The 12,900-nt window shown below is 74.9% G+C and carries 12 protein-coding genes; 3 read left to right on the top strand and 9 right to left on the bottom strand.

What is annotated here, in order from left to right; genetic code table 11:
* Positions 1 to 34 precede the first annotated feature (34 nt).
* From ACH34T_RS40650 to ACH34T_RS40640, 3 genes are all read left to right on the top strand, one after another.
* Positions 35 to 895, top strand: coding sequence for a spermidine synthase (locus ACH34T_RS40650; protein WP_396026350.1), 861 nt, complete (start codon positions 35 to 37; stop codon positions 893 to 895).
* 154 nt (positions 896 to 1,049) lie between these two features.
* Entirely contained in the window at positions 1,050 to 1,823 is a 774-nt protein-coding gene (locus ACH34T_RS40645) for an SDR family oxidoreductase (RefSeq protein WP_396026349.1), read from the top strand.
* A gap of 82 nt (positions 1,824 to 1,905) precedes the next feature.
* Positions 1,906 to 3,987: a SpoIIE family protein phosphatase gene (locus ACH34T_RS40640; RefSeq protein ID WP_396026348.1), complete on the top strand. Its 2,082-nt coding sequence runs from the start codon at positions 1,906 to 1,908 to the stop codon at positions 3,985 to 3,987.
* Between the two features lie 46 nt (positions 3,988 to 4,033).
* On the opposite strand, the gene ACH34T_RS40635 is transcribed toward ACH34T_RS40640, so the two are convergent.
* The 9 genes from ACH34T_RS40635 to ACH34T_RS40595 form a co-directional block, all read right to left on the bottom strand.
* Positions 4,034 to 5,194, bottom strand: coding sequence for a hypothetical protein (locus ACH34T_RS40635; protein ID WP_396026347.1), 1,161 nt, complete (start codon positions 5,192 to 5,194; stop codon positions 4,034 to 4,036).
* An 82-nt stretch (positions 5,195 to 5,276) separates the two neighbouring features.
* Positions 5,277 to 6,857, bottom strand: a complete 1,581-nt coding sequence (locus ACH34T_RS40630) for a SpoIIE family protein phosphatase (RefSeq protein ID WP_396026346.1) — start codon at positions 6,855 to 6,857, stop codon at positions 5,277 to 5,279.
* On the bottom strand, positions 6,854 to 8,692 hold the full coding sequence (locus ACH34T_RS40625; protein ID WP_396026345.1) for a hybrid sensor histidine kinase/response regulator: 1,839 nt from the start codon (positions 8,690 to 8,692) through the stop codon (positions 6,854 to 6,856). Before ACH34T_RS40625 ends, ACH34T_RS40630 begins: the two co-directional genes overlap by 4 nt.
* Positions 8,689 to 9,774: an ATP-binding protein gene (locus tag ACH34T_RS40620; RefSeq protein WP_396026344.1), complete on the bottom strand. Its 1,086-nt coding sequence runs from the start codon at positions 9,772 to 9,774 to the stop codon at positions 8,689 to 8,691. The genes ACH34T_RS40625 and ACH34T_RS40620 overlap by 4 nt, the downstream gene beginning before the upstream one ends.
* Positions 9,762 to 10,235, bottom strand: a complete 474-nt coding sequence (locus ACH34T_RS40615) for an ATP-binding protein (RefSeq protein WP_396026343.1) — start codon at positions 10,233 to 10,235, stop codon at positions 9,762 to 9,764. Before ACH34T_RS40615 ends, ACH34T_RS40620 begins: the two co-directional genes overlap by 13 nt.
* The gene (locus ACH34T_RS40610; protein WP_396026342.1) at positions 10,232 to 10,663 is read right to left on the bottom strand and encodes an STAS domain-containing protein; all 432 of its coding nucleotides are present in this window, start codon (positions 10,661 to 10,663) and stop codon (positions 10,232 to 10,234) included. The genes ACH34T_RS40615 and ACH34T_RS40610 overlap by 4 nt, the downstream gene beginning before the upstream one ends.
* Positions 10,663 to 11,577: an STAS domain-containing protein gene (locus ACH34T_RS40605; RefSeq protein WP_396026341.1), complete on the bottom strand. Its 915-nt coding sequence runs from the start codon at positions 11,575 to 11,577 to the stop codon at positions 10,663 to 10,665. The genes ACH34T_RS40610 and ACH34T_RS40605 overlap by 1 nt, the downstream gene beginning before the upstream one ends.
* A gap of 194 nt (positions 11,578 to 11,771) precedes the next feature.
* On the bottom strand, positions 11,772 to 12,614 hold the full coding sequence (locus ACH34T_RS40600; protein ID WP_396026340.1) for a DUF4253 domain-containing protein: 843 nt from the start codon (positions 12,612 to 12,614) through the stop codon (positions 11,772 to 11,774).
* Positions 12,615 to 12,702: 88 nt separating this feature from the next.
* On the bottom strand, positions 12,703 to 12,873 hold the full coding sequence (locus ACH34T_RS40595; protein WP_396026339.1) for a hypothetical protein: 171 nt from the start codon (positions 12,871 to 12,873) through the stop codon (positions 12,703 to 12,705).
* Positions 12,874 to 12,900 lie beyond the last annotated feature (27 nt).

Here is a 12,900-nt window from a genome sequence, read left to right as displayed (position 1 = left end):
GGCCCCCGGAAACGGCTTCCGTAGGGTGGAGGCCATGGCACGCAAGGGCAGGCACGGTCCCCGCGCGAACCTGTACGCCATCGACGGCGGCGAGGCCGAACTGCTGCGCGACGCCGACCGCGACGGCGGCTGGATGCTGCTCGTCGGCGGCGTGCCCCAGTCCTACGTGGACCTGTCCGACCCCACCTACCTCGACTTCGAGTACATGCGGCTGATGGGCGACGTCGTCGACTCCCTCGGCGTGGACGGGCAGGCGTTCGACGCCGTCCACATCGGCGGCGCGGGCTGCACGCTGCCGCGCTACATCGCCGCGACGCGTCCCGGGTCCCGGCAGGTCGTGCTGGAGCCGGACGCGGGGCTCGTGGGGCTCGTCCGCGAGCAGCTGCCCGTGAAGGGCGTCCCGGGCCTGCGGATCCGGATCACCGACGGCCGCACCGGCGTCGCCGCGCTCGCCGACGAGGCCGACGACCTCGTCGTGATGGACGCGTTCGCCGAGGCGTCGATGCCGCCGGAGCTCGCGACCCGCGAGTTCGTGCTGGACGCGGCGCGGGTGCTGCGGCCCGGCGGCGTCTACATGGCCAACGTCGCGGACGGGTTCCGGCTGCCGTTCGTCCGCCGGGTCGCCGCCACCGTCCGGTCGGTGTTCCGGCACACGCTGCTGATGGGCGACCCGGGCGTGCTGCGCGGCCGCCGCTTCGGCAACCTCATCGTGGCCGGGTCGCGGGAGCCGCTCCCGGTGGCGGAGCTGACGCGCCGCGCGGCGGGCGGCGTCGTCCGGGCGCGGCTGCTGGACGGCGGCGACCTCGCCGCGTTCTGCGCCGGGGCCGCGCCGCTGCGCGACGGCGAGGAGATCGTCGCGCCCGTCCCGCCGCCGCAGGTCTTCGGGAAGCCCTGAACCGCGGTCCGAGCGCCCGAGAAAGGACGATCCGAGCGCCTGAAAGGACGAGCGCTTGAAATGGACGAGCGCTTGAAAGGACGATCCGGGCGCCCGGGAGGGAGATGGGACGGGCCTGGGCGGGAAGGGAGCCGGGGAGGGAAGGGAGCGAGCCATGATCCTCGTGACCGGCGCGAGCGGGACGCTCGGCCGCCCGCTGACCAGGCTGCTCGCCGAGGCGGGCGCGGACGTGCACGGGCTGAGCCGCCGCACCAGGGCGCCGGAGGACGGCGTGACCTGGCACAAGGGCGACCTGCGGACAGGTGAGGGCCTCGACGCGGCGCTCGCCGGCGCCGAGACGGTCGTGCACTGCGCCAGCGAGCCGCTGCGCATGAAGCGGGACCTGCCCGCCGCGCGGCTGCTCATCGACGCGGCCCGCCGGCAGGGCGCGCCGCATCTGATCTACATCTCGATCGTCGGGGTCGACAAGATCCCCTACCGGTACTACATGACCAAGTACGCCGTGGAGAGGCTCATCGAGGGGTCCGGGCTGCCGTACACGATCCTGCGGACCACGCAGTTCCACACGCTTCCGTACATGGCCCTGGACGCCGTCACCAAGGTGCCCGGCGTCATCGCGCTGCCGAAGGGCCTGCGCGACCAGCCGATCGACGTCGGGGAGGTCGCGGAGCGGCTCGCCGAGCTGGCGCTGGCCGGCGGCCCCGCGCGGCGCGTCGACGACATGGGCGGCCCGGAGGTGCTCACGGCGGAGGAGATGGCGCGGGCCTACCTGAAGGCCCGCGGGCTGCGGCGGCCCGTCCGCGTGCCGCTGCCGCTGCCCGGACGGGCCGGACGCGGATTCCGGGAGGGGCACCACCTGGCGCCCGGCCACGCGGTCGGGCGCCGGACCTGGCAGGAGTTCCTGGACGAGCGCCACCCCCGCCCCTGACGCGGCGCACGCCACCGGCGCCACGATCACCTACCGTCCCGTATGGGCCGCACGCACCCCCGCCATGTCCCATAATCGAGCGATGGAGTCGTCCACCCGAATTCTTATTCTCGGCATGGATTCGTCGGGTCGAATACTCCAGTTCGACCGCAACGCCGCGGCCGTCCTGTCCCCGAACGGGGCGCCCCCCGATGGGAACAGCCTGCTCGGCGCCCATCTGGACGAGGTGATCGCCGGCGCGCGCAAGCCGCTGATCGAGGCGCTGAAGGCCGGCCGGGAGCGCACCGCCATGCTCGCCATGGACACGCCGGGCGGCGGGACGCTCGACGCGGTCGTGACCGTCCACCCCATGAACGGCGGCACGCCCGACCGCGCCGCCCCAGACGGGGACGACGGCGAAGGGGACGGTGAAGCGGGCGGCCGCGTCGTGCCCCACATCGCCGCGCTCGCCGTCATCAAGGTGCCGGTGCCGCTCGCCGACCGGTTCGTCGACCCCGCCGTCATCCGCCGGGCCCTGCTGGACGACGCGCTCCCGCGGATCGGCTCCACGCTCGACCTGGAAATGCTCGCGCGCGGCCTGATGGACGTGCTCGTCCCGCATTTCTGCAATTCCGGCGGCCTGCTCCTGCTGGAGAGCCACCTGGACGCCGACGAGCCGCCGGACGGCCCCGACGGCCCGCAGATGCGCCGGATGGCCATCGGCTTCGACGACGACGACCCTGCATGGGACGCGACGTTCCCCACCGGCGAGTCCCTCGTCTTCCCGTCCGGCACCCCGTACACGCAGTGCATCGCGTCGGGGGAGCCCGTGCTGCGCTCCCTCGGCGGCGAGGGAGCGGCCGAGATCGCCGCGGCCTGGCGCCGCCCGCCGGTCGGTGAGCTGCTCAAGGGCGCGTCGATGCTGCTGCTGCCGATCGCGTCGGCGGCGGGCGTCCTCGGGTTCTTCGTCTGCACCCGGACGGTCGCGCACCGCCCGTTCGACGCCTACGACGTCGAGATCGGGATGGAGTTCGCCAACCGGGCGTCCATCTTCATCGAGAGCGCCCGGCAGTACTCGCGGGAACGCGCCACCGCGCTGACGCTCCAGCGCAGCCTGCTGCCGACCGGGCTGTCGGCGCCGTCGCCGGTCGAGGTGCACCACCGGTACCTGCCGGGCAGCCGCCTCATCGAGGTCGGCGGCGACTGGTACGAGTCGATCGCGCTGCCCGGCGCACGGGTCGCGCTGGTCGTCGGGGACGTGGCCGGGCACGGCGTGAAGGCCGCCGTCACCATGGGACGGCTCCGCACCGCCATCCACACGCTCGCCGGGCTCGAACTGCCGCCCGCCGAGGCCCTGGAGCGCCTCGACTCGCTGATGCGGACGCTCGGCGAGCGCGAACCCCACTTCGCCACCTGCGCCTACGTCGTCTACGACGCGGTCAGCGGGCGCTGCGAGGTCGCCAGCGCCGGGCACCTGCCGCCGCTGCTCGTCCCGCCCGGCGCCGATCCCGAGTACCTGCCGGTGCCGCCCGCGCCGCCGCTCGGCGTCGGCGGCGACGGCCCGATCGTGAGCCGCGAGTTCACCGTCGAGGACGGGACGCTCCTGTTCCTCTACACCGACGGCCTGGTCGAGAACCGGGCCCGCGACATCGACGACGGCCTCGCCCGCCTGCGCGCCACGTTCTCGGGCGGCGCCGCCGCCCGCCCCCTGGACGACCTCTGCCAGGCCGCCCTCGACGGCATCTACGACGACCAGCACCGCGACGACATCGCCATGCTCATCGCCCGCCTCGCGCGCATCCCGGACGACCGGCACGCCACCTGGGAGCTGCCCGCCGAGCCCGCCGCCGTCCGCCGGGCGCGCGGCCTCATCCGCGACCGGCTCGCCCGCTGGGACCTGGACGACCTCGCCCACTCCACGATGCTGCTGGCGTCCGAGCTGGTCACGAACGCGATCCGGCACGCGGGCGGGCGGATCAGGCTGCGGCTGGTGCGGGAGGGCGGCCTGGTCGTCGAGGTCTTCGACTCCGCCGACGGCCGGCCCCGCATCCGGCACCGCGACGACGACAGCGACATGATCGAGTCGGGCCGGGGCCTGCACGTCGTCGGGCGGCTCGCGCAGCGCTGGGGCGTCCGCCGCACCGCCGACGGCAAGGTCGTCTGGTGCGAGCAGGACCTCCCCTGAACCCCGAGCGGGACCTCCCCTGACCGCCCGCCGGGCGGGCCGGAGATCAGCGCAGGACTGAGATGTGCACGTGGTCGTGGTGGTTCTGCGTGATGGAGCCGCGGTCCGCCATGGGGCGCCAGCCGCCGCCGCGCACGTTCCAGATCCGCTGCCGCCAGATCACGTAGGAGATCCCGAGCCGCCGCGCGTGGGCGACGGCGTACGCGGCGACCTGGTCGCCGTGCCGCAGCGCGCCCTGGCTCGGCATGCGGCCGCCGGTGCTCTCCATGAAGTCGCAGGCCCGCCCGACGGCGTGGTCCTGCGGGTCGCCGGTGGAGCGGTGGCACCCGATCGCGGGGAACGGCCCGAACATCCCCGCGATCTCCAGCAGCACGGTGCGCATCGTGGGCGTCATCATGTTGCCGGTGATCGGGGACACGCCGCCCGTGACGCCGTCCGGCCGCCCGGTGACCCGCGGGCCGTCGTCGCCCTTCGCGGGCGGGCGGGTCCGCTGCGGCGCCAGCGTCGCCACCTTCGTCCCGCGCGGGAGGATCTTCTTCAGCCGCGCAGCCAGCTTCGCGGTGTCGGCCTTCGGCGCGCTGATGATCAGGGCGTTGCCGTCCGGCATGCCGAGCGCGCGGGCCTGCGCGCGGGACACGACCGCGTCGATGTCGCCGATGCCCATCGACGCGTACGCGCCAACGCGGACCCGTCCGGGCTCGGTGCTGCGGCCCGCCTCGACGACCGAGCCCAGCGGCAGCGACCCGCCGCGGCCCTCCTCGAACGAGACCGCCAGGCCGCCGGACGCGATCGTCTGCCACAGCTGGTCGGACTCGGCGGTCGGCCGGGGCGCGAACGCCCGGAACCGCGACGGGTCCACGCCGAGCAGGCCCATGCGGCGCCCGCCGACCTTGGCCCGGGCCGCGTCCACGACCGTGATCCCCGCGACGCCCTTGAGGGCCTTCGCGCGCTCGACCGCCTCCGGCGGCAGCGACGACGCCCCGGCGACCAGCAGGTGCGGCGTGTAGCGGCGGGTCAGCGGCGCGACGACCGGGGCCTGCGGGGCGGCGCCCCGGTCCACGGACACCAGGTCGTCGGCGCGGGCCGCCGGCCGATCGCCCAGCTGGCCGGACGCGACCAGGACGACGTCCGCGGCCAGCGTGCACACGATGCCCACGCTGATGGCCACGGCGACGCCCGCGGACAGCGCCCTTCCGCTCCGTCGCATCCCGCCCTCGATCCTCGATCCCGTTCGCGGTCCCGTTCGCGGTCTCCCGCCGCATCGTAGGCGAGCCCGGACGGTCCCGGCGTCAGGGCCCGTCGCGGCGGACGACGACCAGCGCGACGTCGTCCTCCCGGTGGCCGAACTCGGCGATGACGCGGTCGCCGAACCGTTCGAGCTGGTCGTCCACGTCGGCGGCGATGAGCCGCAGCCGCTCCAGGTTGTCGGCCAGCGGGATGCCGCGGTCCTCGATCAGCCCGTCGGTGACGAGGACGACGGCGCCGCCGGGCGGCACCTCCGTCGTCTCGACCGCCACCCCGCTCAGGTCGCGCGCCCCGCGCGGGAAGCCGAGGAGCACGCCGCCGCCGTCGCAGTAGCGGGCGCCGCCGCCGGAGATGTGCAGCGGCGGGATGTGACCGGCGCACGCGACCTGCGCGGCGCCGCTCAGCGGGTCGAGCGTCATCAGGCACATGGTGGCCGTCTGGTCGTCGTGGTAGCGCTCCATCACGTCGTTCAGCAGCCGCAGGATCGTGACGGAGTCGTGGCCCTCGGCGGCGAAGGCCCGCAGCGCGTGCCGGATCTCCGCCATGACCGTCGCGGCGTGCAGCGAATGGCCCTGCACGTCGCCGATGGCGACCAGCACCCGGTCGCCGCGGTCGAGGACCTCGTAGAAGTCGCCGCCGACCTCCGCCTGGTCGCTGGCCGGCTCGTACCGGACGGCCAGCGACCAGCCAGGCACGGACGGCAGCGACGCCGGGAGCAGGCTGTGCTGGAGGGTGAGCGACGTCGTGTGCTCCTCGGTGTAGGACCGCAGCGCCTCCATCGCGAGCGCCACCGCCTGCCCGAGCTGGCGCAGCAGGTTGACGTCGTCCTCCGACCTGGCCCCGCTGCCGGCGAGCGCGATGCCGATGGGCGGGCGGCCGTACTTGAACCGCGACACCGCCAGCGTGACGTCGTTCCCCGCGACGCTGTCCGGCAGCAGTTCGAGCCACTCGGCCAGCGGCACCAGCGTGACCTCGGTGCCGGTGTCGCCGCCCAGCCTGGCCATCTCGGCCATCCGCGCGGGCGCGTCCGGCGGGCAGTCGCGGCGCCACGGCCCGATGCCGAGCTCGACGGTCCGCCGGACGCGGCCGTCCGGCGGCAGGACGAACACCGAGGCCGGCGTTCCGAAGATCGTGAAGGCGCCGCGGGCGGCGACCGCCGCCAGGTCGTCGAACGAGGCGGCCGCGTTGATCGCCAGGGACGTGCGGGTCAGCTCGGCCATCCGGGCGGCCATCCGCTCGGCGCGGCGGCGGGCCTGGTAGTAGCGCAGCACCGCCTCCACCGTGGCGAGGAACTCGCCCGGGTCGATCGGGTCGATCATGTACGCGTCGGCGCCGCGGCGCAGGCCCTGGGTGCGGTCGGCGACGTTCACGGCCTGCGCCGAGATGTGGATGACCGGCAGCGACCTGGTGTCCGGCGCGGCCTTGATCCGCTCGCAGACCTCGATGCCGCTCATGTCCGGGAGCCTGACGTCCAGCACCACCAGGTCGACGGTCTGCTCGGTGAGCCGGACCCAGGTCTCCGCCGCCGACGCGGCCTCCACCACCGTGTGGCCGGCGCGCCGCAGCCAGCTGCCGATGATGTACCGCTTGGTGTCGTTGTCGTCGACCACCAGCGTCGTGGTCACGGCCGTCGCCCCCCGCCGCCCTCGGTGTCGCCCGGCTCGTCCGCTCTGCCGTTCGGGGTGCGCGCGGCGTCGCGTGCCAGGCGCACCGCCTCGGCGAGCGTCTCCGGGGCGATCCGGTCCTTGCCGAGCACCGCGCCGGCGCGCCGCAGCCGCGGGTCGGCGTGCCCGCCCTGTCCCCGGGCGGTCACGTCCGACGAGGTGACCAGCACCACCGGCACCCCGCGCGGCAGCCGGGCGAGGACGTCGTACCCGTCCATGCCCGGCATCCGCAGGTCGAGCAGGACGACGTCGGGCGGGTCGGCCGCGGCGGCGTCCAGGGCGGCGCGGCCGCCGGAGACCTCGGTGACCCGCCCGGCGGCCTCCTCCACCAGGCCCCGCAGGACGCGCCGGGTCGCGGCGTCGTCGTCCGCGATCAGCACGTGGCCGAGGCCGAGCGCCGTCAGGCTCTCGTACGGCGGCAGCCGCAGCGTCACCGTCGTGCCCTCGCCGACGGCGCTGTCCAGGAAAAGGTCGCCGCCGAGCGCCCGGGCGAGGCGCAGCGCGTAGGGCAGGCCGAGGCCCGTCCCGCCCGCCTCGCTGCCGGGCACGCGGTAGAACTCCTCGAAGAGCCGCGGCTGGTCGGCGGGCGCGATGCCCGGGCCGGTGTCGGACACGGCGAACTCGACGCGCCCGGGCGCCGTCCGGGCCGAGACCCGGACCCCGCCCTCCGCGGTGAACTTCAGCCCGTTGCTCACCAGGTTCCGCAGGATGCGGGTGAGCATCTCCGCGTCGGTGACGACGACGGGCGGCGCGCCGGCCGCGTCCACGGTGAGCGTCAGCCCGGCCTGCTCCGCCATCGGGCTCATCAGCTCGGACAACTCGTCCAGCAGCGCCGGGACGCGCACCGGATTGCGGAGGGGCTCCAGCCTGCCGCGCTCGGCCTTGGCCATGTCCAGCAGCTCGTTCACCAGCGCGAGCATGGTGCCGCCGGTGTCGCCGATCAGGGTGATCTGCTGGCGCTGCTCGGCGGTGAGGGGATCGGCGGCGGGGTCGAGCAGCAGCCGGACGAGCCCGATGACGCCGTTCACCGGGGTGCGCAGCTCGTGGCTGACCGTGGCCCAGAACCGGTTCTTGACCTCGCCCGCCTCCTGCAGCTGGTCGGACTTCTCCTCCAGCTCCGCGTACAGCGCCACGACGCCGCGGTTGGTCTCCTCCAGCTCCTCGGAGATCTCGTTGTAGAGGGCCATCACGCCCTCGTTCGTCGCCTCCAGCTCGGCGTTGAGGGCCCGCAGCTCCTCCTGCTGCCGCTGGAGGTCCGCCAGCGCCGCGATCAGCTCGGCGTTCTGCGTCCGCAGCTCCTCCAGCGCCGGGACGGGCCTGAGCCGCGCGAGCCGGTCGCGCAGGCGGCGCAGCTCCGCGTCGCCCAGCGGCTCGGCGCCAGGCGGCAGGTCCTTGCGGAGCCGGACGCGGACGCCCTCCTCGGTGGCCTCCCGCTCGACCAGGGACAGCAGCCGCGAGATCGCGGCCTCGCACTCGGCCGCGCCGTCCATGCCGTCCCGGGGGACCAGGTCCAGCTCGATCAGCAGGCCGGGGCGCTCTTCTGCAGGGGGACGACCCCCCGCACCCCCCGGAACCGATCGGTGCCCGCGGTCGAGGCCGAACGCCACCGACACCCGGTCCGAGCACGCGTACAGCGTCCGCCCGGCCTCGCTGAGCGCGGTGGCGACGCGGACCTGGTCCTGGTAGGGCAGGCCGACCTCGGCGGCGACCCGCCGGCCCACCTGCCGGACGGCGAAGACGCCCTCCTCGTCGGTGATCTCGATCGTGAGCAGCGCGGCGACCGCGTCCCCGGTCATGCGGGCGCCCCCCAGCCGGAGGTCGTCACCGCGAGCACGGACCGGTCGTCGTGGCGCAGCCCCGCGTCGCGCAGCACGGTCGCCGCGATCAGCAGCGCGTCGCGGCCGAGCAGCCCCGGCTGGCCGGCGAGCCGCCAGCGGCCGGTCAGGCCGTCCGAGTGGAGCACCACCACCGCGCCCCGCGGCAGGTCGTAGGCCTGCTCCCGGATCCGCTCCGCGTGCGCGCCGACGATCCCCGGGACGGACACCATGCCGTGCCTGCGGTCCGGCCCGACGATCCACGCCGCCACGTTCCCGATCCCGGCGAACCGCACCCGCCCGGCCGCCGGCTCGACGGCGGCGACCGCGACCGCGCCGCCCCGGGTGGACTCCAACCCCCGGTGGACGCGCCGCAGCACGTCCGCGGGACGCGACGGCGACGGCGCCTCGTGCACGGCCCTGACCGCGGCCCACGCCGCCCGCGCGGCCAGCGGGCCGTGCCCGAGGCCGTCGCAGAGCATCGCGTAGACGGCGCCGTCCACCAGCCGGGCCGTGTAGGCGTCGCCGCACTCGTCCTCGCCGTCGATCGGCACGGTGAGCCCCGCGATCGGCGGCGGCGCCCCGGCGTCCGTGCCCGGGGCCGATATGCCCGAGGCGGACGAGCCCGGCGGCTGGAACCGCGCGTACGACACGGTGCCGATCCGCGGCCGCGAATACAGGCCGCTGCGGTCGGCCAGCCGCTCGATCGAGCCGAGCCCGAGGCCGAGCGTGCCGCTGGTCGAGTAGCCGTCCGTCCGGGACACCGGCACGTCGGCGATGCCGGGCCCGCGGTCGAGGCAGACGAACTCCAGCGCGGCGCCGCCGCCGTCCCGGACGATGCGCAGCAGCATCTCGCCCTGCAGCGCGTGCGCGGCGAGGTTCGTGGCCGCCTCGGTCGCCGCGAGCTGGACCTGGCCGAGCCGCTCCCCGCCGAACCCGAGCCGCTCGGCGAGCGCGGTGATCCGCCGCCGCACGCCCGCCGCGGCGCTGCGCTCCTCCACCCGCACCCGCAGCGACTCACCCGCGAGCGGGCTCGTGGTCCAGCCGCCGTTCAGCGGGTCCATTTGGCCACCGTCACCGTGGTGCCCCTGCCCACCTCGCTCCGCAGGCCGAACTCGTCGCTGAGCCGGCGCGCCCCGGAAAGGCCGAGGCCGAGGCCCGCTCCGCTCGTCCAGCCCTCGCTGAGCGCCCGCTCCACGTCCGCGATGCCCGGGCCCTCGTCGGTGAACACGATCCGCACGCCCCGCCGGCCCCGGTCGCCGGTGGCCTGCTCCACGCGCATCGTGCCGCCACCGCCGTGCGCGTAGGTGTTGCGCGCCAGCTCGCTCGCCGCGGTGACGATCTTGGTCTGGTCGACCAGCGACAGCCCGGCCGCCGCCGCGGCCGCCCGCACCAGCTGCCGGACGCGGACCACGTCGTCGTTCGACGCGATGGGCACCTCCTCCCCGGGCGGCGGCTCGTCACCGGGCGGCTCCGCGCCGGGCGTGTCGTCGCCGGGCGCCGGGCCGCCGGGCGGGGTCGTCATGGGGCGTCCGCCACGGCGGCGCCGGCGCCGTCCCGGCCCGGGGTCGCGGGCACGGCCGTCGGCAGCGCCGCGGTCGGCGGTTCGGCGCCGAGCAGCCGCATGCCCTCCTCCAGGTCCAGCGCGGTGCGCACGCCGCCCAGCGACAGCCCGAGCTCGACCAGCGTGATCGCCACCGCCGGGCGCATCCCGACGACCACCGTCTCGGCGTCCATGAGCCGCGACATGGCGGCGATGGTGGCGAACATGCGGCCGATGAAGGAGTCGACGATGTCCACCGCGGTGATGTCGATGATCACGCCGTGCGCGCCGGTGGCGACGATCCGCTCCGCGAGGTCCTCCTGCAGCGCCAGCACGGTCTGGTCCTGGAGGTCGACCTGGATCGACACGAGCAGGACGTCCCCGATCTTGAGAATCGGCACCCGTTCCATCAGACCTCCAGGCCCGTGTGGGGAGTCGTCCCCCCACGAGAAGCGGCGCCGTTCCAGGCGGCGTCGGGGGGCGTCCCCGCGGGGGAGGCCGGGCCGCCGACCACGCGCAGGCCGCTGCGTTCGAGCACGTAGGCCAGCGCGTCGGCCAGGCTCGCCTTGGTGACGATGTCGCCGAACTCGATGCCGAGCGTCACGATCGTCTGCGCGATCTGCGGCCGGATCCCCGAGATGACGCACTGCGTGCCCATCAGCCGGGCCGCCATCACGGCCTTCATCAGATGCTGCGCGACCTCGGTGTCCACGGCGGGCACCCCGGTGATGTCGATCACCGCGAACCGGGAGCCGGTGTCCACGAGCGTCCGCAGCAGGGTCTCCATGACGACCTGCGTGCGGGCCGAGTCCAGCGTGCCGACGAGCGGGACCCCGAGGACCCCGTCCCACACCTTCACCACGGGCGTCGACAGTTCGAGGAGCTGCTCGGCCTGGTCCGCGATGACCTGCTCGCGGGCGGACGCGTACGTCTCGAACGTCGCCAGCCCGAGCTCGTCCACGAAGGACGAGAAGTCGATCAGCTCGCTGTAGGCCCGCTGGCCCCGGGTCCTGCGGACCTGCTCGTAGAGCGACTGCTTCAGCGCGAAGACGCCGATGGCCGTCTCGGTCGGGCTGAACCCGTGCCTGGCCCGGCCGCGGGAGATCTCCGCCAGCGCCGCCCGCAGCTCGCCCCCGGCGGTGTCGTCGTCGCCGAAGGCGCGTTCGACCAGCCCGTACACCTCGGTCAGCTCGGACCTGATCTCGCCCTCGGTGAGCCGGCCGCGGACACGCTCGCCCACCAGCTCGATCCACCGGTTCAGCACCGGTTCCCGCCAGGAGCGCAGGAGCTCCGCGATGCTCTTCTCGTCCGAGCCGTCGGTCATGGCGCGCTCCCATCCCTGCCCCGGGTCCCGGACGGCGGTCGCGCGGGTCACTCAGGGCGTCGGTCCCGGTCGCGCCACCCGGTGCTCACCCGCCCCACCGTAACCGCCGAATCGGCGCGGGCCACCGCGGATGACCTGGACGTTTACGGAGGATGACCGCTTTTTGGCATTGCTGCCCCGCCGGGTTTTCGGCGTCAATCCCACCAGAAGGACCAGTTGGTCTTGCCGCGGATCTCCTCGGCGTAGCCGGCGAGGGTGCCCGGGCCCTGGAAGAGGATGTCGGGGCAGAACGTCCAGTGCTCGGCCGCGACGTGGACGGCGTGCCGCGTCGTGACCGGCGGCGCGGCGACGCTGAGCTCCAGCGTGTTGAACCCCAGCGCGACGACGCGGGCGCCGAAGCGCTCCTCCCAGCCGCGCAGGACGGCGGAGAGCGGCGCCGTCCACTCGTTGTGGTTGAGGGCGCCCTGCCAGCCGACGGCGGCCAGCGTGTCGGCGCCGCGCTCCACCGCGACCAGGCCCAGCGAGAGGCCGCGGGGGGCGAGCGCGCGGGCGTACCGGTCGGCCATGGCGTCCGGGTCGTCGACGGGGACGCCGGGCGCGGCGAGGCCGGGGCAGTGCCGTCCGAAGGGGGCCAGGTCGTCGTGGTCCTCCTCGGCGGCCAGCTCGGCCCAGTCCGACCACACCTCGGACATGAACGCCTGCGGGACGTAGCCGTCGATCTCCGCCACCGGCTCGGGGGCGATCTGGCCCGACGCCCACGGCTGGTCGGTCTCGTCCATCAGGAGGGGCCAGAGACCGGACCCGGCGTGCTCCGCGCGGAGCCTGCCCCACAGCTCCCCGCGGACGGGCTCGTCGCTCAGCCAGAACGCGGGGCGCACGAGCGGGTGCCGCTGCGGGTACCCGGGGTCGGGCCAGACCAGGTCCCCTTCGGGCAGCGGCGCCGACAGCGTCCGCTCCGCGTCGCCGTCCCGCGGCGGGCGCGGGTCGAACAGCCGCGGCAGATCGCCCGGCAGCCGCCGGACCTCGACATCATCCATTTCACGCCGTTCCGGTACAGAGCATTGCCAACAGGATCTTGGCAATGGTCGATGGTAACGGCGGCCGGGCCGCTCGGTGCCGGGCTCCTCAGTTTTCGCTTCGGCCGCGGAGCAGATAGTCGAGCACGACGGCGACGACGCCGACGCCCGTGACCGAGCTGACGACGATCGCGAGCCAGGCGTCGCCGAGGACCACGTTCGAGATGACGTTGACGGCGATGAGGATGGCGACCAGCGTCCAGCGGGTGGAGTTGCTCATGGTCTTCGCCTTTCGGGAGGGAGGGTG

Origin of the sequence: Actinomadura sp. 9N215, assembly GCF_044326345.1 — a bacterium.
Classification (GTDB): domain Bacteria; phylum Actinomycetota; class Actinomycetes; order Streptosporangiales; family Streptosporangiaceae; genus Spirillospora.
Note: the sequence above shows the minus strand (reverse complement) of the source record. Positions and strands in the feature narration are given on the sequence as shown.